Source organism: Gemmatimonadaceae bacterium (assembly GCA_035606695.1).
In the GTDB taxonomy this organism is placed as follows: Bacteria; Gemmatimonadota; Gemmatimonadetes; order Gemmatimonadales; family Gemmatimonadaceae; genus JAQBQB01.
The window spans coordinates 247,940-269,924 of the sequence record DATNEW010000050.1 but is presented as its reverse complement, the minus strand read 5'-3'; the positions used below and the strand labels follow the sequence as shown (position 1 = coordinate 269,924).

The following is a 21,985-nucleotide window of genomic DNA, read 5'->3' as shown; positions in this document are numbered from 1 at the left end:
TTCCTGTTTCTACCGGTTCCAGATTTTCATCGCGAGGCCGCTGAGCACAGTGACGCCCATGGCGGACAATGCGACGGTGCGATGTTCTCGTCGCTTGACCTGACTGTTTTCCGCGTCGTTGGAAAGCTTGGCGCCGGCGTAGGTAAAGGCCGCGTCGGCGCCGATCATCGTCAACGCGTGTACGGTGCGCAGCACACGTCCTTGCGGTGCCGAACGCGAATCCCACCAGTTCCACGCGCCTGTAACGGTATTCACGGTAAAGGCACCGGCCAAGTACGTCGCCCCTACGCGATGCGTCGTTTTCGCCCAGGTGGGCGCGGCACGGCTCTCGTCGTACAATCGCTTTCCCGCCGCCCACTGCGCCGCAAAGACCGGCAACGTACTGTAGGCGACGTAGCGATGAATTGTCAGTCGGCGAGAATACCAATCGCTCACGTCCACGACCTTCGGACGCTTGCGCAGTGTATCCTCCGGCGGCCTCACCGAGTCAGTCTTGATGGCTACCGGCGACCCGCCGATAATCAGACACAGCGCTCCTAGCACGAACATGATGCATCCCGGGACCAGGTTGAGCCGAACCGCTACACCCGCGATAAACCCGGCCACCATCGCCGGACGTTCCCACCACACCACCACGAAATGAGCACCGTCTTCGTCGCTCGGCAGCCGATCTTCGAGTTGGGCCGCGGATTGTTTGGCTACGAGCTGTTGTACCGGCGCGACGCTAGCGTACAGGGAGCCGACGGGGAAGATGGCTACATGAGCGCCGAGGTCATCTCGGCCTCGATGCTCGGCATTGGTCTACGCAGTCTGACGAACGGCGGATTGGCCTTCATCAACTTCTCGCGCGCCCAGCTCATGAACGAAAGCTGGACGTTGTTCGAGCCCGGCGACGTCGTCATCGAGCTCCTCGAGAGCATCGTGCACGATCACGAAACGATCGCCGCGTGCCAACGCATGGTGGAAGCCGGCTATCGTCTCGCTCTCGACGACTACATCTACTCCGAAGAAACGGCTCCCCTCCTCGATCTCGCGACGATCGTCAAGATCGACGTGCTCGATCGCCCGCTCGACGAGATCGAGGCGGTGGCAAAGCATCTCAAGCGCGCCGGCATCAGGCTGCTCGCCGAACGTGTGGAGACGGCCGCCGTTCGCGATGCGTGCACGCGCATGGGCTTTCAGCTCTTCCAGGGCTACCTGTTCAGCAAGCCCGAGACGTTGTCGAAGGAAGACGTCTCGGCCGGACAGCTCGCGATCATGCGGCTGCTCAATTTGCTGCAGGATCCCGCGACGCCGGACGCGCACATCGAGAAGGCGTTCGCGGCCGACGTCGCGCTGTCGTACAAGCTGCTGCGCATCGTCAACGCCGCGTCGGTGGGCGGGCGTGGCATCACGTCCATCTCGCACGCGATTCGACTGGTTGGCCGCGAGACGCTCCACCGCTGGCTCGCCGTGATTCTCGTCGCATCGCTCGGCGGGCAGGGCGACGTGACGCACGAGATGGCCCTCACCGCCATCACCCGCGCGCGGATGTGCGAGCTCGTGGCGTCCAGCGCGCACGCGCGCTCCGGTGGCTCGGCATTCATTGTCGGCCTGCTGTCGCTGCTCGACGTGCTGCTCGAAGTCCCGATGGATAAAATTTTATCTCGCCTCGAGCTCTCGGACGAAGTCCGCAACGCCCTGCTCAAGCGCGGCGGACCGCTCGGCACGCCGCTTCAGCTCGTGGAATCGTACGAAAAAGCGAACTGGGACGAGGCAAGGGGGCTCGCGGACGACGTGCCGCTCGAGGACGAAGTGCTGCCGACGCTCTACATGGACGCGCTGCATTGGGCCGCGCAGCAGATGGGCGACAACGCGTAACTGTCATCCTCGCGACCCGGAGCGCAGCGAAGGGGAGTCGAGGATCTGCTCTTACCCTGTCGTCCCCGGCGGCCCGATCGGTCGCGGCATCACGACCGTGCCGCTGTCCGGATTGCTCTCGAACGGCAGGAAGATCGAAATACGCCGGTTCTTCGGATCGAGCGGATTTTCCGGATTGCGCAACTGTCTATCCGCCATGCCGCGCACTTCGAGCACGCGCGAACCCGCGAGTCCTGCTTCCTCCATCACGCGCCGCGCCGCATTCGCGCGATCCGCCGAGAGCTCCCAGTTCGAGTAGAGCCCGGCGTACTGCGCCGCGTCGGTGTGCCCCTCGATGATCACCGAGTTGCGAAGGGGCGACAACTCCGTCGCGACGACCTGGAGCGTCTTCCGCATCTTGTCGGTCATCTGGGACGAGGCCGTCGCGAAGAACTGCTGTCCGCTCGAGTCCTCGGACAGCTCGATGCGCAGCCCCATGTTCGTCTCGATGATCTCGACACGATCGCCGATCGCCGACAAGCCGGCTTCCTTGAGCTTCGACTTGATGCGTCCGCCCATCTTCGACAGCTCGAGCTGTTCGTCCTGTCGCGTCACGAGCTTGATGGGCGTGGTTTTCACCATGCCGGGCGACGAGCCGGACGAGATCGGGCTCTTGCCGGCCGTGTAGCCCTTCTTGAAGCCGACCGGGTTCGAGAAGTAGCCCTCGATCGAATTTCGAAGATTCTGATCCATGCCCAGAATCCACATCACCATGAAGAAGGCCATCATCGCCGTCACGAAGTCGGCGTACGCCACCTTCCACGAACCTCCGTGATGAGCGGCGTGGCCCTTTTTCTTCTTCTTGATGATGATGATCTGCTTCTTGTCGCCCTTGGCCACCGAATTACGCCGCCTTCCGCGTCAACGCTTCCAGCTCGGAGAACGTCGGACGGTCGACCGGCTCGATGTTGCGTCGCGCGAACTCGACGCAGGTCATCGGCGCGTCGCCGCGCGCGAACGCGAGCAGCGCGGTGCGAATGCAGCTCATGTACGAGGCTTCGGCGCGGTTGCGCACCTCGATCGCCTTCGCGATCGGATTCATGACGCCGTACGAGAGCAGAATGCCGAGGAAGGTACCGACGAGCGCGGCCGCGACCTTTTCGCCGATCGACTGCGCGCTGCCGCCGATCGAGCCCATCGTGATCACGACGCCGAGCACCGCGGCGACGATGCCGAATCCGGGCATCGCGTCGGCGATGGTCGTGAGCGCGGAGGGAATCGCGTTCTCTTCTTCATGCAGCTTCTCGAGATCCATCTCCAGGATCTCGGCGAGGTGGTGATCCTCGACCGCGCCGCTCAACAACACCTTGAGTGTGTCGCAGAGGAACGGCAGCGCATGATGATGATGACTGAAGAACTCGTACTTCTTGAAGATGTCGCTCTTGTCCGGCTCTTCGATGTGCGCTTCGAGACCGACGAGTCCGTCCTTGCGCGCTTTCTGAAAAACGTCGTAGAGAACTTTGAGGAGCTCGCCGTACGCCTTTTCGCTGTACGGATTAGGTTTGAGCAGTCCCAGCATCGACGCGAACGCGCCTTTCACCACGCTCATCGGATTGCCGATCAGGAACGCGCCGAACGCCGCACCACCAATGATGATGAATTCGGACCACTGAAGCAGCACGATGACATGACCGTGATGCATCGTGAAGCCCATCAAAATGCTTCCGAATACGATGACGAGTCCGACGATGACGAACACGGGCTGCTCGCTGGGCGATGGGCGGTTGGCGGTGCACGAGGTGCAGAAGGTTCAAGGCGTGCGATCTCAAGATCAGTATCGGGCGTGTGTTCCCGTACCTATAGAGAGACGTAGAGCGTGATACAGGACGGAGCCCCCGCGACCCCTTCAAACGAGGGTCCGGAGATCGATGGCGTGCAGGAATGGCTCGATCTCGTGGACCAGGCCCTTCAGGGCCTGCACCACGCGCTCAATAACCGTATCGGCTCCCTCTCCGCCCTAGTTGAGCTTTTTCAGCTCGGCGACCTGCCGCCCGACGGGTCCGGATTCGAGAATCTCTCCGCCGATCTGACGCGACTCGAGGATTGCAACCGCATGGTGCGGCTGCTCCCGCGCGACGTTTCCGCGGGCGAAGAGCCGGTGATCCTCGACGACGTGCTCGCCGACGTGTTCGCCGTGCATCGATTTCTGCACGACATCCGCGACTCGCAAATCACCATCGTCCCGACGCGGTATGTCGAACCCGTCCGCGTGCCGCGCTGGGCGCTCGTTCGCGTGCTGACCATGTTGCTGGTGGACGCCAAGCGTCTTGCCCGCGACTTGAAGGCGGTTGTGCGCGCGGTCACCGAGTCCGACGAACAGTGGGTGCGCGTGGAGTTCCGCGTCGGGGCACCGCTCGTGGCCGAAATTCCGGCGTCTTCCGGAACGCGCTACGCGGAATTGCTCGCGGCGACGTTCGGTGGGACCGTTACTCGCCGGCCCGGCGTCGCGGAGCTTCGTCTTCCGACGCTGAAGGCGCGTCGGGCGGCGGACCGCCAATGACCTGCAGCCAGTCCTGACCGCCGCTGGCCGCCGTCTTACCGGCGCGCTGATTCTCCGTCGCCACGTCGTTCACGATCTCGCCACGCAAGATCGTCACGTCGTTCGGCGCTTCGATGCCGAGCCGAACACCGCCGCGATCGCACGCCAAAACGACGACACGAATGCCGTCGCCGATCAGAATCACGTCGCCGACTTTTCGGCCGAGAATCAGCATTCCGAAAACTAACGACCGAGATCGACCAGCGTTTGGGTCATGTCGTCGACCACGCTGACCAGCCGCGCCGCGGCCTGGTAGGCGTGCTGATGCTGGATGACGCTGATCAGCTCTTCGTCAGTCACCACGCCGCTCACGCTCTGGCGCTGCGCTTGGGCGTTCGAGGCGAGGGTCTGCTGCACCGTCGAGTCGTCCTGCGCCTGCTTGGCCGAGGTCGCGACGTCGCCGACGATCTGCTGGAAGAACGTCTGCACGGACACGCTGCCCAGTGGGTTGCCGTTCGCGTCCGTGAACGACACCGGCGTATCGCGAAGCGCCGAGATCTGCGCGGCGACGTCGTTGTTGCCGGGTCCGGTGGCGGTCCCGCCCGACGCCGCGACGAGGGAGCCGTCGGTGAGCGTCGACGCGATGCTGATGCCGCGCGCCGTGAGCGCCGGATCGCCGCCGGCCGGCGGAACGGCAGCCATCTCGAAGAAGTTGCCCGCGGGGGCGCCGACCGGCGGATTTCCGGTAAAGACCTGACCCGACGAGTGAATGCTGTTGACCGTTTGCACCAGACCCTTCGCCATCGAGTCCAGTTGATTCATCGTGGCCGGAATGCGGTTCGTGACGAGATCGACGCGGGCGCCCAGCGAACCGCCCAATCCGGTCATCGGAAGCGTCGGCGCATTCGCGAACGTGATCGTCGGCACCGTGCCCGTGCCGACCTGCAACTGGTTCACGGTCGGTCCATCGACGAGCGAGCGGCCGTTGACGTAGATCGCGACCGATCCACTGGCGTGCTCGACGACCTGTCCGCCGACGAGCGTCGACATCTGATCCACGAGGTTGTCGCGCGCGTCGCGAAGATCGTTCGCCGCGTTGCCGTTTGATTCGGCCGCGACGATCTCGTTGTTGTAGTTCGCGATCTGCTGGCTCAGCGAGTTCACCTGTGCCACGTCCGTTGTCATGCCGTCGCGCGTCTGGCTGGCCAGCGTGTCGAGCCGCGCGGCCATGTTGTTCATCGTCGTCGCGACGTTGATGCCGTTCTGCCGCACGACCTCCTTGGCGGATCCGTTGGTCGGGTCGGTCGCGAGGTCGTTCCACGAGGAATAGAACGAGTCGAGCGCGGAGCTCAAGCCGTTGTCGGACGGCTCATTGAGAATACTCTGAATGCCGTCCAGACCGGTGCTCGTCGTCTCCGCCTGGGACTGTGCCGAAGCGTCGCTGCGGTACGTGATGTCGAGCAGCGAATCGCGCGCGCGCGACACGGTCTTGATGTAGACGCCCGTGCCGATCGTGCCGTACGGAAAGATGGTCGGCAGCGAAGTAGCCATCTCGACCCGCTGCCGAGAATAGCCCGTCGAATCGGCGTTGCTGATGTTCTGCGACGCGATTTGAATGGCGGTCTGCTGGGCATTCATGCCCGTGCGCGCCATGTTGAGAATGCTGCCGATGCTCATCAGATCCTCCGGTCGAGCAGCGTCGTCGTCTGCTGCGCGCGCGGTGGGGCGGCCGGCGGCTGAACCGAGTACGTCGGTGAGCCGGCCGGGCCGGCGACGCCGGCGAGCGTGCGCGCATACTCGTCGCCGCAGGCGAGCGCCTGCCGCAGAATGCGCCGGTTGATCGCGACTTCGCGCGAGAGCGAGCGCGCCGCGTTGTGCAGATCGTCGCGCGCGGCGCGAAGCGCGGCCGTCATCCGCGGGCCCAGCACTTCGTCGAGCGAATGAATGCCGAGATCCTCGCGCTGGCCGATGAGTGTGTTGAGATTGCGGCGGCGGCGGCGCGCTTCGCTCAGCGTGACCAGCACGCGATGCGTCGCGAACACGCTGTCGTCGACGGATTGCAGGTCGTCGGCGCCCACGGCGTCCCGCTGGCGCCGCATGACGGCGATCAGCTCGTCGAGCAGACGGCGCTCCGTCTGCAGCGCGTCGGTCAACGAATCGACCGGCGACAGAACGGTGCGCTGGACGGGGAGATTCGATTCTTCGGTGGTCGTCTCGGGCGTCATCACGGAGAGGCGATCTTGCGGTCGGGGACGGAAGCGGAAGCGGGGGACGCGTGAAGCGCGGAGGATGCGGCCTGGACGTCGCTGTCCGACGCGGCCTCGGCCGAACCCAACCGCGCGCGCAGCTGATTGTAGAGCGCGTGAGCCAGCGAATGCTCGCCGTCCCACTGCGACGGAACCTGTTCCGCCATTTTTTCGTCGAGCAGCGAGGTGAACGTTTCTTCACCCGCGTTCTTCTGAATCATGCCGCCCTCGGGCACCGTGTCGCGCATGGCGGCGAAGAGGCGCTGCACGAAGAGACCTTCGAGCTGCAGCGCCGTCTTGCGCAAGCGCATCTCGTCGCTGGCCGGTGACTTGGCCGCCGCGGCGATCGAGGGCGAGACGATGGTCATCGAACGACGACCTCGGCGGCGATGGCGCCGATGGCGCGCAGCGATTCGAAGATCGCCGCGATCTCGGACGGCGGAGCAGCGACGGCATGCAGCGCGGCGGCAACGCGTGTCACCGGCGTACCGGCGGCCATGCGAAGATTGCCGGGCGGTGCCGCCGTCGTATCGTTCTGGCCGATCGTGATGGTGACGCCGCCGTGACTCACGGTGGCTTCACCGACGGTGAGCTCGCCGCCGGCGATGATGGTGCCGTCGCGGCTGTCGATGATCAACATCGACGTGCGCCGGCCCTGCACCCGCATGTCCTGAACCCGGGCGAGCAGCGTGGCGTGATCGTCTTTAGAGTCTTTGAATTTGAGCGAGATCGAGCCCGGATCGTCGACCGTCGCGGTGCCGTCGCCCATCTCCTTGTTGATCGCCGTCGCGATGCGCGTCGCCATGGTGACGTCGGGATCGCGGAGCAGGAGGCTCGAGCTCTGCGTGAATTGCGGGCGCGGCATCTCGACCTCGAGCAAGCCGCCCTCGGGAATGCGTCCGGAGTTTTCGATGGCGCTCGAGCCCTTGGTGCCGATATCGGCCATGAGCATCGCACCCTGCGCGGTCGCGACCGGATCGGCGCCGACGTCGGAGAGGAGTGGCGTCATCCACAACACGCCGCCGCGCAACGAGCGCGCGTCGCCGAGCGAGGACACGTGAATCTCGAATCGTCCGCCGGGACGAAGATACGGCGACACCTCGGCGGTAACCAAGACGGCGGCGACGTTCTTCGTCTTCAGCGCTTCGACGGGGAGCGTAACTCCAAAGCGGCGAAGAAGGTTGACGATCGAGTTCACGGTCATACCACCCTGCTTGCCCCCGCTCGCGCGATCGCCCGTTCCATCCAGGCCGATGACGAGACCGTAGCCCATCAAGCGCACCGGAATGGCCTTGTCCTCGATCGTGAGATCGCGAACGCGGATCATGTCCTGGGCGCCGAGACGAAGCGCGGGAACGAGGAGCATGGCGCCGAGGAATCCTACGGTCACCCTGACGCGCCATGCTCTCCCGATACAACTCAGTACAGATTGTTCCTCGCTGCGGCGCTTCGCACCTTCGCTCGGAATTCCGCGGTTCTTCTCGCGAGATTGTTCCTCGCTGCGGCGCTTCGCACCTTCGCTCGGAATTCCGCGGGTATAGATACGCATTCTCACGGCCAGAACACGTTGAGGATGCGTCCGACCAACCCACCACGCGTCTTGCCGATGTCACCCGACAGCTGATAGGTGAGCGTTGCATCGGCGACGCGCTGACTGCTCACGACATTGTCCGGCGAAACGTCCTCGGGCCGAATCCAGCCCGTGAAGTTGAGCGACTGCTTGTTCTTGTCGACGTCCACCATCTTCGCGCCCTTCACCTGGATCTGCCCGCTCTTGTCCACGGCGATGACGCGCACCGAGATGTCGCCTTTGAAGTTCACGGCTCGGCTCGCGCCGCCGTCCTGCTTGGACGATGCGTTCTTGTCCATGTTCATCGCGGCGTCGATCGACGGCAACGCCGTCGTGCCGATCTTCGGCGGCGCCAGGCCCAGATCATTCTTTCGCGTTTGCTGATCGCTTCCGCTCTGCGACTTTGTGGCGCTGGCGATGGTCGCTTCCGACAACAGCACCGTGATCACGTCGCCGACGCGATACTCGCGCTTGTCCGCGGTCCACGACGCGATGTGTCGCGTCGTCGCCGCGGGCTGGTCTTTCGACTGCGCCATCAATACCGGCGCGCCCAAAACTATGAAGAGGAGAGCAATCAGATACTTCATGTTCGCGTGTGATGGTTCCTCGCTGCGGCGCTTCGCGCCTGCGCTCGGAATTCCGCTGAGAGAGTTCATTAGTCGATACGTACACGGCCTGGCGCCACGACCGTTCCTTCGATGCGTTTACCCGACTCCGTGCGCACCGGCACGCGCTCGCCCATCGCCGCATTGCGCGCGGCAATGCCTTGCACGGTCAACTTGACGTTGCCGTCGACCCACTCGCACTCCACCGGCGAATTGGCGTTGATCACCGTCGGCGCTTCGACGGCCGGGACGCGCAGCACTTCGCCCGCGGCGATCGAGCGGCGCGTGACCCAGCCAACAACGATGTGGTTCGTATCGACGCCGAAGCGCACGGTCGTATCCCGCATCTCGAAGTCGCCGGCGCCGAGCACGGCACCGCGCGCCAGTGCGTGCGTCGCGACGGGAACGCGCTGCGTCGGCGGGACCTGCGCTTCCGCGAGACGCGCCCAGAGCAACGCCAGCGTCGCGAGCGCGACCAGCACGACCGGATGAAACATGCGCCGAACCATTACCGCACCATCTCCGTCGCTGTTTGTGACATTTCATCGGCGGCCTTGACCGCCTTCGAGTTGAGCTCATAAGCGCGCTGCGCCGAGATCATGTCGACCATCTCCTGCACGATTTCGACGTTACTGCCCTCGAGCTGGCCCTGAACGAGCCGGCCCATGCCGTCATCCTGCGGATACCCGACGGTGGCTTCGCCCGACGCCGGCGTCGCGGAGTAGAGGTTCTGACCCATCGCCTCGAGCCCGGTCGGATTCGCGAAGCGCGCGAGCTCGATGCGACCAAGCTCCGTCGAATCGGTACCCGTGCCCTTGGATCCGCTCACCACGCCCGTCGCCGAGATCGTGACGTCGGTGACGTCGCTCGGGATCTTGATGCCGGAGCCGACCTGATAGCCGTCGGACGTGACGAGCACGCCTTGATCAGAGATCTGAAAACTTCCGTCGCGCGTGTACGCGGTCGCGCCACTCGGCAGCTGGACGGGGAAAAATCCCGCGCCGTCGATCGCCACGTCGAGCGAGCGACCCGTCTGCTCCAGCGCACCCTGGCTGTCCAGGCGCGTCACGCCGGTCAAGCGCGTCCCGCGTCCGACCTGAATCGACGGGCTGGTGTTCGACTCGGAGCTGCCGAGCACCTGGGGACCCTGCATCGTTTGATAGAGCAGGTCCTCGAACTGCGCGCGACTGCGCTTGAAGCCCGTGGTGTTCACGTTCGCGAGATTATTCGCGATGACTTCGGTGCGCGTCTGCTGCGCGGCCATGCCGGTGGCGGCGGTGTTGAGGGCGGGATTCATGAGCGATGGGCGGTGGGCGTGGGGCGATGGGAGTGGGTCGACTTACAGTGGCCGGGCGATTTGCGTCGTGAGCGTCTCGTCGGCCGAGTCCATCTGCGTGACGGCTTTCTGCACCGAGGCATAGGCGCGCTGCACCGCAACCATGTCCACGAGCGCCGTCATCGAGTTGACGTTGCTCTGTTCGAGATAGCCTTGTTTGACATTGCGAGCTTCGGGCTTCATCGGCGCCTTCGTGGCCGGCGGAACCCACAACGATTCGCCTTCGCGCTGAAGCTGCGTGCCTTTCGGCGCGTCCTCCATGCGCAGGCGATCGACGATCTGCCCATTCTGCGTGACTTCGCCGGTACGCGAGATCGTGACCGGACCGTCGAGCAGTTTGAGCGGCATGCCCTTTTCACCGAGCAGCGGACGGCCGTCGTTGTCGACGAGTTGATGCTTGTCGTCGAGACGGAAGCTTCCGCCGCGGGTGTAGCGCTCGCCGTTGGGCGTGCTGACGACGAAGAACCCGCTGCCGTCGATCGCGACGTCCATCGTATTACTGGTTTGCTGAAGCATCCCCGTCGACAGATCGGACGTGGCGTTGGCGACCGGATCGACACCGTTCATGAGCTGCGCGAAGACACGCTGCGACTTGAATCCGGTGGTCGAGACGTTGGCCAGGTTGTTCGCCACGACGTCCTGCTTGCGCTCCCAGTAGCGAAGCGCGCTCGCGGCGCTTTCCATTCCATTTAGAGGAGGCATGTCAGGGAGAGCGGCTGGGCGGGGGACTTCGGAGGAAGGAACTACCAAGGGAGGGACCTGCGGGCTTTCAGCGTGCGAATCGTGCCGCACGCGCCATGGGGAAAAGCAAGGCGGGGGCCATGCCGTGCGCAGACATTTAACTGTATGTCACACAACAACTTAGCCAGCATTCTGGCACCATTCTAACACTCGCCCCGGGCAGGCAATTCTTGCCGGGGCGGCGGTTCTTGCCGAGCAGCCACGGACCACGGCGGACGTACGCAGACCGGCGCGGAGACGGCGGAACTGCGTTCAACGGCAGTTCACGCCGTCTCCGCGCCTATCCGACGTTGTCCGCCGCGGTCCGTGGCAAAAAAGGTCCGCCCCGACCCAGACGGGCCGAAGCGGACCAAGGTGCCCCTCCGCGGTACCCCCTCAGGACGCCAACGCGACCCCGATTGTCTCCCGCAACCGGCTCAACGCCTTCGAGCGGATCTGCGACACGCGCGACTCGGTCAACCCGAGAATCTCCGCGATCTCGTGCAGCTTCAACTCCTCGAAATAGTAGAGCGCGAGCACGGTCCGCTCCTGCTCCTTGAGCTTCATGATCGCGTCGCGCAGCATCGCCACTTCCTGCTCGCGGCCAAGCTGCTCGTCCACCGCATCGCTCGGATCCGTGTGCAGCAGGTCGAGCGGCGACGAATGCGACTCGCCGCGATCGTTCGTCTGACGGTCGATCGGTACGCGAATGGCGCCCTCGACGTCGGATTCCCACTTCCACAACGTCTGCACGTCGACGCCCAGCGCCTCCGCGACTTCGTTGTCATCGGGAAGACGGCACAACTTCGCGGCGAGCGAGGACCGCGCCGCTTGAATGTCGCGCGTCTTGCGCCGCACCGAACGCGGCACGTGATCCTGCCGGCGCAGTTCGTCGAGAATCGCGCCGCGAATGCGCGGCACCGCGAAGGTGCTGAACGCAAGTCCGCGATCGGGGTCGAACGAGCTCATCGCCGACATCAGGCCGAGCGTTCCGGCGCTCACCAGTTCGTCGTGATCGAGCTCGTTGCTCAGTTTGCGCTCGAGCTGGCGTGCAACGTGATGCACGAGGCTCAGATTTTCGGTGAGGAGCGCGTCTCGGGCAGCCAGGTCGCCACCGGCGAAGGCCTTCCAGGTAGCTCGGGGATCCATATCAGCTCCAGCGTCGGGAGAGGGGGGTGGGGAGAGGGAGAGGGGGAGGGGGAGGGGGAGCAACAGTCGAGGCAGCAGACATCGCCAGCGTCTGAGACGCCGCGCGCTGCGAAGGAAGCAGTCGTTGCACGGTCACGCGCACCGCATCCGCGGCGGGCGAGCCGTCCAGTGCATCACGAATCGTCATGCCGGCGCCGATGGCCGCCTGCAGACACGGGTCGTCGGGAATACCGCTCACGACGTCGATCGAACGAGCGAGAAAGTGCGAGCACGCGCCGACGAGGAAATCGCACGCTTCCTGCGCGAGTCCTTCGCCGTGGCGATTGGCGATCAACGCTATCGGCGCGTCGTTGCGCTTGGCGGTGACCGATTTCACAAGGGCGTAATTCGCCGCGAGCGCCAGCCGGTCGGCCGATGTCACCAGCAACAGCGACGCGTTTGACACTTCACTGATGGCGGAAATCGTATCGAGCCGCGAGCCGCCGTCGATCACGACCACGTCGTACTGCGCGTACAGTTCGGCGAGACGCTTGAGCGCATCGCGGCGTTCGGCATCCGTCGCCGGCGCCACCGCGGCGCCGCTCGTGCCGCCCGCGACGAGCGTGAGATTGTGATCGATCGCGATCGGCAGATCCTCGGGTACCGCGCGCGGATCGCAGAGCATCCAGAGGCTGTGCGTCGGACGCGCGCCGAAGAGATGATGCAGCGAGCCGCCGCCTTCGTTCGCGTCGATGAGCAGCACGCGATCGCCGCGTTCGGCAGCGGCGAGCGCATGGAGCGCCGCCACCACCGACGTGCCGACGCCGCCCTTGCCGCTCGCGACCAGCAACGGCGTAGGCGCCGGTGCGGGTTGCGGCACGCGTGGATCGTGGGTCGGCGCGATCATGCGGCCTCCCACATCGCGACGCTATGCAGCTTCACGTACACCGGCAGCTCGGCCAGCGAGACGACGGGCAGATTCGGCAGGACCGGCTCGATGAGTCGGCGCAGTCCAACGCGAAGCGACGGCGGCGCGAGGACCGGCACCGGCCGGCCTTCGACCATGTTGATGCTCGACAGGTTGTCGAGCTCGCGCAGCAGGCCGCCCAGACTGTCGGGCGTGAGCAGCGACGCGGGGTTCTGATTCGCGCGCGGGCTGAAGAGACCGAGAAGCGCCATCTCGAGCTTCGGTCCAACCGTGATGCCGCGCACCGTGCCGGATTCGTCCATGTGCAGTCGTGCGATGGTATTGGTGAGTGCGCGGCGCGCGTGCTCGGTGAGCGCTTCCGGATCCTTCGTCTGATCCGCCGCGTCGGCGACCGCCTCGAGAATCGTGACGAGGTCGCGAATCGGCACGCGTTCCTTGAGCAATCTCTGAAGCACGCGATGCAGCACACCGAGCGTGAGCTTGCCGGGAATGACGTCGTCGACGAGCGCCGGGTGCGTCTTCTTGAGCGTGTCGACCATTTCCTGCACGTCCTGGCGGCCGAGCAGGTCGGCGGCGCTGGACTTGAGCTTTTCCATCAGATGCGTCGCGACGACCGTCGCCGGTTCCACGACGATGTAGCCGAGCGACTCGGCTTCGACGCGCTTGTTGGTCGCGATCCACTTGGCGGGCATGCCGAAGCTCGGATCGATCGTGTCGATGCCTTCGGTCGTGCCGATGACGCGGCCGGTATCCAGCGCCAACAGGAAGCGCGGCATCACTTCGCCGCGCGCGATCTCGGCGCCGCGCAACTTGATGATGTACTCATTGGCCGGCAGGCGAATGTCGTCGCGAATGCGAATGGCCGGGACGAGAATGCCGAGCTCCTGCGCGGATTGCTTGCGCAGCATCGAGATGCGATCGAGGAGATCGCCGCCCTGCTTCTCGTCGACGAGCGGAATGAGCGCGTAGCCGACCTCGAGCTCGATCGGATCGATCTGGAGCAAGTCCGTCATCGGATCCGCGATGGGCGCGGGCGGTGCGGCCGCTTCCTTCGCCGCAACCTCTTCGGCGAAGCGTTTCTTTTCCGCGGTCTTGGCCATGCGGCCGAGCATCGCGAGACCGCCGCCGAGCAGGAAGAACGGCAGCTTCGGAAGTCCCGGTACGAGACCGAACGAACCGAGCACCGTGCCGGCGATCACCATCGAACGCGGATGCGCGCTCAGCTGCTTGGACAACGTTTCGCCCATGCGCGAGCCGCCCGCCGCGTGCGTCACCATGATACCCGCGGCGGTCGAGATGATGAGCGCGGGAATCTGCGTGACGAGACCGTCGCCGACGGTGAGGATCGTGTACTGCGACAGCGCCTGGCCGATCGGCAGGCCGCGCTGGAATGCGCCGATAAAGATGCCGCCGACGATGTTGATCGCCGTGATGAGCAAACCGGCGATCGCGTCGCCCTTCACGAACTTCGACGAGCCGTCCATCGCGCCGTAGAAGTCGGCGGCTTGCGAGATCTCGTCGCGGCGCTTCCGCGCTTGCTTCTCGTCGATCAGGCCGGCGGAGAGATCGGCGTCGATCGCCATCTGCTTGCCGGGCATCGCGTCGAGGGTAAAGCGCGCCGCGACTTCGGCAACGCGGCCCGCACCTTTCGTGATGACGATGAAGTTGATGCCGACGAGAATGATGAAGAGCACGAGTCCGACGGCATAGTTGCCGCCGATCACGAACTCGCCGAACGCCTGAATCACCGCGCCCGCATGACCTTGTGACAGGATCAAACGTGTCGAGCAGACGTTCAGCGCCAGACGGAACAGCGTGAGCAGCAACAGCAGCGACGGGAAGCCGCTGAACTCGAGTGGATCGGTGGTGTTCAGCGCGACGAGCAGCACCACGAGCGAGGTGCCGATGCTCGTCGCGAGAAGCAGATCGAGCACGACGCCGGGCAGCGGCACCATCAGCAGCGCGACGATCGCCAGCACCGCGATCGCCAGACCCACCTCGGCGTTGCGCTTGCCGTTCGACTGCATCATCGGCAGCGGAGCGACGGCGGTACTCATGCCAGTTTGCTCAAGCGAGCGGCGCCCAGCTTGCCGCGGGTGCGGATCACGAAGGCGAGGACTTCAGCGACGGCCATGTAGAGCTCGTAGGGGATCATGGTACCGACGCGCGCGGTCTTGAGCAGCGCGCGGGCGAGCGGGCGGTTCTCGACCATCGGCACGCCCGCCTCGCGTGCGATCTCCTTGATGCGCTCGGCGACTTTGTTCATGCCGATGGCGAGGACGATCGGGGCGGGGGCGATGCTCGTGTCGTACTTGATGGCGATGGCGATGTGCGTCGGATTGACGATGACGACGTCGGCCTTCGGCACATCCTTCATCATTTGCTTGCGGGCGTACTGGCGGGCGATGGAGCGGCGGCGCTGCTTCACGTGCGGGTCGCCGTCGTTCTGCTTCATCTCCTGCTTCACCTCTTCCTTCGTCATGCGCAGCGACTTTTCGAGCTGCCACCACTGCCAGACGTAGTCGGCCGCGGCGAGCGCGAGGTAGGCGCCGCCCGCGGTGGCGAGCATGCGCACCGAGTAGTGCTTGACGACGTAGAGGAGTCCGAGCTGCGATTCCTGCGACAGCGCGATGGCGTCGGGCAACGCCGCCTTGATCGAGCCGTACACCGCGAGACCGACGATCGCGACCTTCGAGAGCGACTTGAGGATCTCGATTACCGCGCGCATGCCAAACATGTTCTTGGCGTTGGCGAGCGGATTGACTCGGTTGAAGTCGGGCATGATCGGCTTGGCCGACAACACGCCGCGGCCTTGCAGCGCCGCCATGGCGAACGTGCCGACGCCCATCGCGACGAGTAACCCGGCGATGGCGGCGAACGTCTTCATCGCGGTCTCGCGCAGCAGCAGCGTAGCGGACGCGCCGTCGAGCGCGACGTTGCCGACGTTGGCGAGCCCGTGTCCCATGATCTCGAACAACCCATGGCCGGCGATCGGCGCGACGCTCGAGAGCACCACCGCGCTGCCGAGCAGCGAAGCGGCGATCGTGAGCTCCTGGCTCTTCGCAATCTTGCCCTCCTCGCGCGCGTCATCGCGTTTTCGAGGAGTGGCGTTTTCTGTGCGTTCCGCTTCGGTATCGGCCATTACGCCGTCCCCCGCATGAGCGCACTGAAGACGTGATCGAGCGCGTTGTTGTACACCCCGGACCAGCCGTGGTAGAACGCGCCGATGAACGGAATCGACGCGGCGAGCGCGAAGAGGCCAATGCCGATCTGAATCGGGAAGGCGACGGACAACAGATTGAGCGCCGGCGCGGCGCGCGAAAGAATCGCGAGCGCCGTGTTGGCGACGAGCACCGCGGCGATGACCGGCGCCGCGAATTGAAGCCCGAGCGAGAACAGCACACTCGCGCCGCGCACCATGGACAAGAGACCCAACGCATGCGCGCCGCTGCCGACGGGAATCAGATGTGCGCTGCGCGCGACGGCGTCGATCATGACGAGATGCCCATCGACGGCCAGCATCATCGTGATCGCGAACAGATTGCCGAACGAGCCGAGCACGTTTTCGGACGTGTTGTTGATGGGGTCGAGGATCGCTGCGCCCGACAGGCCGATCTGCGTGCCGATGAGGTCACCGGCCACCGACGCCGCGCCGACGAGCAACGCGGCGCCCAGTCCAAGCGCGAATCCGATCAACATCTCCGCCATGAACGTCTCGGGCGTGATGCGCGGAATGCCGGTGGCCGACGCCAGCGCAATCGGCTGCAACAGCACGGTCAGCAGAATCGTGATTCCCGCGCGCAGCATCACGGGCACCGTCTTCGTGGAGAAGACGGGTGCGATCGTGACCAAGCCCCCGATGCGTGCGGCGAGCAGCACGAACGTCTGGAAGGAGCCGGGGGCGAAGAGATCGAACATGCGCTGGGCGCTGGGCGATGGGCGGTGGAGAACTACGAGATCAACGACGGAAGACTTCTGAATAACTCAGTGGTGTATTTCACGAGCAGCTGGATCACCCACGGAAGGGCGATGAGAAAAACCGCGCTGACGCCGACCAGCTTCGGCACGAACGCCAGCGTTTGTTCCTGGATCTGCGTCACCGCCTGAAGCACGCTGACGGTGAGGCCAACGAGCAGCGCCACGACGAGCATGGGCCCCGAGATGAGCAAGGCCAGCATGATGGCGTTGCGCGCGAGATCGACGACGAGAGCGTGAGACATGGATTATTTGAAGCTTGTGACAAGGCTCTGAACGATCAGGGACCAGCCATCGACCAACACGAAGAGCAGCAGCTTGAACGGCAGCGAGATCATCGCGGGCGGGAGCATGAACATGCCCATGCTCATCAACACCGAAGACACGGCGACGTCGATCACGATGAACGGCAGGAAGAGCGCGAAACCGATCTGAAACGCGGTGCGCAGCTCGCTGATCACGAACGCGGAGGTCAGCGTGACGGTCGGCACGTCGGCGATCGACGCCGGCGCCGGCGTGTGGCTCATGCGCACGAACGTCTCGACGTCCTGCGGACGCACCTGCTTCAGCATGAAGGCGCGAAACGGCTTCACGCCAAGATCCATCATCTGGGCCTGGTCGATCTGGCCGTCCATCCATGGCGTGAGCGCCGTGCGATTGAACTCGCTCAAGGTCGGCGCCATCACGAAGCCCGTGAGCAAGAGCGCGAGCGCGGCGACGAGCTGCGCCGGCGGCGACGTCTGCGTGCCGAGCGCTTGTTTGAGGAAGTTGAGGACGATGAGGATTCTGGTAAATCCCGTCATCATCAGCAGCAGCGTCGGCAAGAGGGTCATGAGACCCATCATCACGACGATACCCACCGTACCACTCAGGTGCAGCCCGTCGCCGTTGCCGACCTTGATGTCCATCTGCGGCGCACCCTTCGCACCGGTCAGCATGGAGCTCGTCGTGGCGCTCGCCGCGAGACGCTGCACGATGTCGGCGGGCGATGCCCCCGCGCTCGTTCCGGCCTTCGTGCCCGCAACCGCCTGGGCCACGATGTTGGCGCGCTGCGCCTGCGTGGTCGGCTTGGGCGTTTGCGCGCGCGCGAGCGTCGACGACGCGATCGCGAACACGACGACGAGTCCCGCCGTCTTGAGCGCGCCCTTGAACGCGGCCTTGAAGTCGAGCGGCGACACCGGACGTCGTGTCGGAAACTCCGACTCGCCGCTTCCGATCGTTGCTGGACGGCTTCCCGACGTCGTATTCGCGACTTCAGCGGCCTCGAGCTCGAATAGGCGATTGACGCCGCCTTCACCAACCGACACGGCGACGACGCGCTCGCCGACGCGAATCACGGCAATGCCTTGCTTGGGACCGAGCGCGAGCCGCTGCACCACTTCCATACGAAGCGAGGTGCCGGACGACGACGTCGGCGCGAAACGACGAAGCAGCTTGAGAGCGATGCCGAGCAGCGCGAGGACGAAGCCCAGCGTGAACAGCACACCCATCACCGACCCAAACGTCACGCGTTGCCCTCGGTCGCGGGCAGCGAGGAGATGATGCGCGTGATGCGAACGCCGAAGTGCTCACCGAGCACCACGACTTCGCCTTCCGCGAAACGGCGGTCGGCAACGAAGAGGTCGATCGGCTCACCGGCGAGACGCTCGAGCTGCACCACCGATCCGCGGCCCAGGCGCAGGATTTCCTGCACCGTCATCCGCGTGCGTCCGAGCTCGATGGACAGCGGCAGCGTCAGGTCCATCAACATCGAGATCGGCACTTCGGTGCCGGCGGTCGGACTGTTCTGGAACTCTTCGAGCGGCGGCGGCGCGACCTGGCCCGCGGCGTTGGTGAGCGCGTCGATTTCGGACTGATTCATGGCTTGTCGTCCACAGAAGTCGGAAGGGGTTCAGCACTGAGCGGCTCGAGCACACGCACGGCGAGCTTGCGGCCGACGCGGCCCGCGCTCGTCTTGAAGCGCGGCGAATTGCCAACGAGCAGGTTGACGGTCGTATCGATCGGAATGCCGGTCGACAGCATGCTGCCGGCCTTGAGCCCCGCGATGTCGCGCATCGACAGCCGGAACTCGGGCAGTCGCGCCGACATCTCGACGCGCGTCGCGCGCAACGCGCCCTCGCTGATCGCGCGTTGTCCGGGCGGCTCGCGCCGCGCCTGGTGCGCGCGCGCGCTCGCGCTGTTCATGACGAAGAATTTTTCGAGCACCGAAAGCGGCACCGCGATCGAGACCAGACTCTCCGTGCCCGCGAAACGCGCGGTGATGTTGGTGACGAGCACCGGCGCTTCACGCGCCGCCGCCTGTATGATTTCTGGAATGGACTCGAAGCCCGACAGCGTGAGCTCGAGCTCGACGTGGTCTTCCCAGATTTCCTGCACGAGCGCCATGACGCGTTCGGCGACCACACGCACCGCGAGGCGCTCGATCGGCGTCAGGGCGCGATCGAGGATCGTCGTCTCCGCGCCGCCGCCGAACAGCCGGTCGACGAGGAAGTAGGCGAGCTCGCGGCCGATGTCGATCACGGCCTGCTCGCCCACCGCGTCCGCGCCGCTCTTGTCCTTGATGTCCGCGATGAACGAATTGCAGCTCGGCGGCAGCGACAGCACGTATTCGCCGAACGAGATCTGCTCGACGCTCTCGAGCTTGAGATCGACGACGCCGCGCACGCGGCCCATGAGCCATCCTTCGAGCGACTTCACGAGGCGGCTGTACATCGCCTCGAGCACGTGCAACCGCTCCTTGGAGACGCGGTGCGGGCGGCGGAAGTCGTAGACCTGGACATCCTGCTGCGGGCGCGGAATGACCGGCGCTTCCGCGGCCTCGCCGCGCATCAGGCGATCGATGTCGTTCTGCGACAGCTGCTGTGTGATCTGCTCCGTGGAGCGCGTCGGACGAGGTGCGCTCATTGGATCACGAACTGCGGAAAGAAGACCTTGAGCACGGTGCCTTTCGGGAACACGGGACCGACGGCGTCGAGGACTTCTTTCTTCAGCTCGTCGCGGTGACTGATGTCCGCCAGCTCGTCGACCGTCTTCTTGCCCATGAGCGCCAGGATGCGATCGCGCACTTCGGCTTCCCTGTCCTTCATCATCTGCTCGCCGGTGCCGTCCTTCAGCTCGAAGGTGGCGGTCATCATGAGGAACCGGGTGCCGCCGCTACCAGCGGGGTTGAGCACGAGGTTCTCGATCGCGTGGTCGATCGCGCTCGCGGATTCCTCGGCCTTTTTGGGCGCGGCTTTGGCGGCGTGACCCTTGGCGAGCATGGGACCGAGGGCGAAGAGTCCAGCGCCGGCGCCGGCGAGAATGCCGGCGAGCGCGAGAATGAGCACCAGCCCCTTGCCCTTCTTGGGTTCGGCGGCTGCTGCGTCTGTTTCGGGGACCTGTTCGATGGCTTGAGTCGCCATGGGTCGACGGGGGAAGGCGGGAGGGATGGTGCCGGCGGGACGTGCGAAGGAGGGAGTTGCGGCACCGGAAAAAGCAGGGCCCATGCCTAGCGATGGGCGATGGGAGATGGGCGCTGGGTGTGTGCGTAAGTCACTCAGATAGAGTGAGTTACAATGGAAACGAAAGTTTTCATTCTACCCTTGCCACCACGAACACAAATGGCCGCCCGGCAGGAAATTCCTACCTGTCAGCGGCCATTTCTGCCTACCCGAGCGATTGGGCGTCAAGCGAGCCGTTCACGCCCATCGCCCAACGCCCATCACCTAACGCTCATCGCTACTGCTTCAGCTGCACCAGCTCCTGAAGCATCTGGTCCGACGTCGTGATGACGCGACCGTTCGCCTGGAACCCGCGCTGCGCAACGATCATGTCCGTGAACTCGCGCGCCAGGTCGACGTTCGACATCTCGAGCGCGCCGCTCGCGATGCTCGACGCATTGCCCGAACCTGCATAGCCGACCACGCCTTCACCCGAGTTCGACGTCGAGGAGTACATGTTGTCGCCGACGCGATTGAGGCCCGTCGGGTTGTTGAAATCAGCCAGCGCGATCTGCCCCAGCGTCTGCGTCGTGCCGTTCGTGAACGAACCGACGACCGTGCCGCTCGCATCGATCGTGTAGCCCTGCAGCGTGCCGTTGCTGAAGCCGTCCTGATCGTTCATGACGGCGTTCGCCGAGCCGGCGAACTGCGACAGGCCGCTCATGCCGCTGCCGAGATCGATCTTGATGTCCACCGTCGCGGCGCCCGAGTTCGGCGTGAACTTGATCTCCGGCGGAACGAACGGTGCCGTCGTGTCGACCGTGCCGTCCGACTTGAACGTAATCGGGTGCGTGGGGCTGCCCACTTCCGTCACGCCGGCGGCCGTGATGTCCAAGCCCGACGGATCGATCTTCCAATCCCACTTGTCGGCCGCGGTCTTCCACATGACCATCTTCACCTGGTGCTTGTTGCCGAGCGAATCGTAGGCGTTGATCGACAGATCCTTGAACGAGTCCGCGTTCTGCGGCAGCGCGCGCTGCGTCGCATCGAGCGGATCGAGGGTCGCGGCCGCGCCCTTGTCGAAGATGCCGGCCGACGCATCGAGATTGCCGCCGATCTTGATCGTGGTCGTCGCGCTGGCCGGCGCCGTCTGGCCGAACGGAATGGTGATGTTGGTCAGGTTCGGCTGGAGCTTGCCGCCCACGGCCATCTGGCCCTGCACGTGATAGCCGTTGTCGCCCGACACGAGCGAGCCGTCGGAGTCGAGCTGGAAGTTGCCGGCGCGCGTGTACAGCGTCTCGGCGCCCTTCTTCACGACGAAGAACGAGTTGCCCTGAATTGCGAGATCGGTGGTGTTGCCGGTCGTCTCGAGGTTGCCCTGCGTGAACGCGGTGTCGATCGTGCCGATCGCCGAGCCCAGTCCGACCTGCACCGGGTTGACGCCGCCGACGTTCGTGTCGGGGCGGCTGGCGCTCGAGATGAGCTGCGCGAAGCCTTCCTTGAACGTGACGCGGCCGGACTTGAACGCGACGGTGTTGACGTTGGCGATGTTATTGCCGATTACGTCCATGTGGGTCTGCTGGTTCTTCAGACCGGTGACCGCCGATGAGAGCGAGCGAAGCATTGATGAATCCTGGGAAGAGGGAAGAAGAGGCGGGTCGGCCGCGAGCCGTCGTGAGG

General features: G+C 64.8%; 25 protein-coding genes. 2 read left to right on the top strand and 23 right to left on the bottom strand.

Annotation, left to right across the window (positions count from 1 at the left end):
• Positions 1–9: 9 nt before the first annotated feature.
• Positions 10–636, bottom strand: coding sequence for a hypothetical protein (locus VN706_25955; protein ID HXT19099.1), 627 nt, complete (start codon positions 634–636; stop codon positions 10–12).
• 3 nt (positions 637–639) lie between these two features.
• Between VN706_25955 and VN706_25950 the strand changes: the two genes are divergently transcribed.
• Positions 640–1,860, top strand: coding sequence for an HDOD domain-containing protein (locus VN706_25950; protein HXT19098.1), 1,221 nt, complete (start codon positions 640–642; stop codon positions 1,858–1,860).
• A 51-nt stretch (positions 1,861–1,911) separates the two neighbouring features.
• Here VN706_25950 and VN706_25945 read toward each other — a convergent pair whose 3' ends face one another.
• Both VN706_25945 and motA read right to left on the bottom strand, forming a co-directional pair.
• On the bottom strand, positions 1,912–2,739 hold the full coding sequence (locus tag VN706_25945; GenBank protein ID HXT19097.1) for a flagellar motor protein MotB: 828 nt from the start codon (positions 2,737–2,739) through the stop codon (positions 1,912–1,914).
• A gap of 4 nt (positions 2,740–2,743) precedes the next feature.
• Complete coding sequence (gene motA / locus VN706_25940) at positions 2,744–3,598, bottom strand: flagellar motor stator protein MotA (protein HXT19096.1); 855 nt, start codon at positions 3,596–3,598, stop codon at positions 2,744–2,746.
• 174 nt (positions 3,599–3,772) lie between these two features.
• Here motA and VN706_25935 point away from each other — a divergent pair, with 174 nt between their 5' ends.
• Entirely contained in the window at positions 3,773–4,399 is a 627-nt protein-coding gene (locus VN706_25935; GenBank protein ID HXT19095.1) for a hypothetical protein, read from the top strand.
• Here the strand turns inward: VN706_25935 and VN706_25930 are convergent.
• The 20 genes from VN706_25930 to VN706_25835 form a co-directional block, all read right to left on the bottom strand.
• On the bottom strand, positions 4,326–4,613 hold the full coding sequence (locus VN706_25930; GenBank protein HXT19094.1) for a carbon storage regulator: 288 nt from the start codon (positions 4,611–4,613) through the stop codon (positions 4,326–4,328). The genes VN706_25935 and VN706_25930 overlap by 74 nt on opposite strands.
• A gap of 8 nt (positions 4,614–4,621) precedes the next feature.
• Complete coding sequence (flgK, locus tag VN706_25925; protein ID HXT19093.1) at positions 4,622–6,055, bottom strand: flagellar hook-associated protein FlgK; 1,434 nt, start codon at positions 6,053–6,055, stop codon at positions 4,622–4,624.
• The gene (gene flgN / locus VN706_25920; protein ID HXT19092.1) at positions 6,055–6,603 is read right to left on the bottom strand and encodes a flagellar export chaperone FlgN; all 549 of its coding nucleotides are present in this window, start codon (positions 6,601–6,603) and stop codon (positions 6,055–6,057) included. Before flgN ends, flgK begins: the two co-directional genes overlap by 1 nt.
• Positions 6,603–6,992, bottom strand: a complete 390-nt coding sequence (locus VN706_25915) for a rod-binding protein (protein HXT19091.1) — start codon at positions 6,990–6,992, stop codon at positions 6,603–6,605. The genes flgN and VN706_25915 overlap by 1 nt, the downstream gene beginning before the upstream one ends.
• Entirely contained in the window at positions 6,989–8,014 is a 1,026-nt protein-coding gene (locus VN706_25910; GenBank protein ID HXT19090.1) for a flagellar basal body P-ring protein FlgI, read from the bottom strand. Before VN706_25910 ends, VN706_25915 begins: the two co-directional genes overlap by 4 nt.
• A gap of 161 nt (positions 8,015–8,175) precedes the next feature.
• Positions 8,176–8,850, bottom strand: coding sequence for a flagellar basal body L-ring protein FlgH (locus VN706_25905; protein HXT19089.1), 675 nt, complete (start codon positions 8,848–8,850; stop codon positions 8,176–8,178).
• Positions 8,850–9,308, bottom strand: coding sequence for a flagellar basal body P-ring formation chaperone FlgA (gene flgA, locus VN706_25900; protein ID HXT19088.1), 459 nt, complete (start codon positions 9,306–9,308; stop codon positions 8,850–8,852). Before flgA ends, VN706_25905 begins: the two co-directional genes overlap by 1 nt.
• Positions 9,308–10,096: a flagellar basal-body rod protein FlgG gene (gene flgG, locus VN706_25895; protein HXT19087.1), complete on the bottom strand. Its 789-nt coding sequence runs from the start codon at positions 10,094–10,096 to the stop codon at positions 9,308–9,310. Before flgG ends, flgA begins: the two co-directional genes overlap by 1 nt.
• Positions 10,097–10,138: 42 nt before the next feature.
• Positions 10,139–10,837 carry a flagellar basal-body rod protein FlgF gene (gene flgF / locus VN706_25890; GenBank protein HXT19086.1) on the bottom strand — a complete coding sequence of 233 codons (699 nt, stop codon included), beginning with the start codon at positions 10,835–10,837 and terminating at the stop codon, positions 10,139–10,141.
• A 414-nt stretch (positions 10,838–11,251) separates the two neighbouring features.
• Positions 11,252–12,004, bottom strand: a complete 753-nt coding sequence (locus VN706_25885) for a FliA/WhiG family RNA polymerase sigma factor (GenBank protein ID HXT19085.1) — start codon at positions 12,002–12,004, stop codon at positions 11,252–11,254.
• Position 12,005: 1 nt separating this feature from the next.
• Positions 12,006–12,890: a P-loop NTPase gene (locus VN706_25880; protein ID HXT19084.1), complete on the bottom strand. Its 885-nt coding sequence runs from the start codon at positions 12,888–12,890 to the stop codon at positions 12,006–12,008.
• A complete protein-coding gene (flhA, locus tag VN706_25875) occupies positions 12,887–14,968 on the bottom strand; it encodes a flagellar biosynthesis protein FlhA (protein HXT19083.1) in 2,082 nt (693 codons plus the stop codon). The genes VN706_25880 and flhA overlap by 4 nt, the downstream gene beginning before the upstream one ends.
• A complete protein-coding gene (locus VN706_25870) occupies positions 14,965–16,053 on the bottom strand; it encodes a flagellar type III secretion system protein FlhB (GenBank protein HXT19082.1) in 1,089 nt (362 codons plus the stop codon). Before VN706_25870 ends, flhA begins: the two co-directional genes overlap by 4 nt.
• The gene (locus tag VN706_25865) at positions 16,053–16,829 is read right to left on the bottom strand and encodes a flagellar biosynthetic protein FliR (GenBank protein HXT19081.1); all 777 of its coding nucleotides are present in this window, start codon (positions 16,827–16,829) and stop codon (positions 16,053–16,055) included. The genes VN706_25870 and VN706_25865 overlap by 1 nt, the downstream gene beginning before the upstream one ends.
• A 32-nt stretch (positions 16,830–16,861) precedes the next feature.
• Positions 16,862–17,131: a flagellar biosynthesis protein FliQ gene (gene fliQ, locus VN706_25860; protein HXT19080.1), complete on the bottom strand. Its 270-nt coding sequence runs from the start codon at positions 17,129–17,131 to the stop codon at positions 16,862–16,864.
• 3 nt (positions 17,132–17,134) lie between these two features.
• Complete coding sequence (gene fliP / locus VN706_25855; protein ID HXT19079.1) at positions 17,135–18,394, bottom strand: flagellar type III secretion system pore protein FliP; 1,260 nt, start codon at positions 18,392–18,394, stop codon at positions 17,135–17,137.
• A complete protein-coding gene (gene fliN, locus VN706_25850) occupies positions 18,391–18,747 on the bottom strand; it encodes a flagellar motor switch protein FliN (GenBank protein HXT19078.1) in 357 nt (118 codons plus the stop codon). Before fliN ends, fliP begins: the two co-directional genes overlap by 4 nt.
• Positions 18,744–19,790, bottom strand: coding sequence for a FliM/FliN family flagellar motor switch protein (locus tag VN706_25845; protein HXT19077.1), 1,047 nt, complete (start codon positions 19,788–19,790; stop codon positions 18,744–18,746). Before VN706_25845 ends, fliN begins: the two co-directional genes overlap by 4 nt.
• Entirely contained in the window at positions 19,787–20,371 is a 585-nt protein-coding gene (locus tag VN706_25840) for a flagellar basal body-associated FliL family protein (GenBank protein HXT19076.1), read from the bottom strand. Before VN706_25840 ends, VN706_25845 begins: the two co-directional genes overlap by 4 nt.
• Before the next feature lie 232 nt (positions 20,372–20,603).
• Positions 20,604–21,929, bottom strand: coding sequence for a flagellar hook protein FlgE (locus VN706_25835; GenBank protein ID HXT19075.1), 1,326 nt, complete (start codon positions 21,927–21,929; stop codon positions 20,604–20,606).
• Positions 21,930–21,985: the final 56 nt, after the last annotated feature.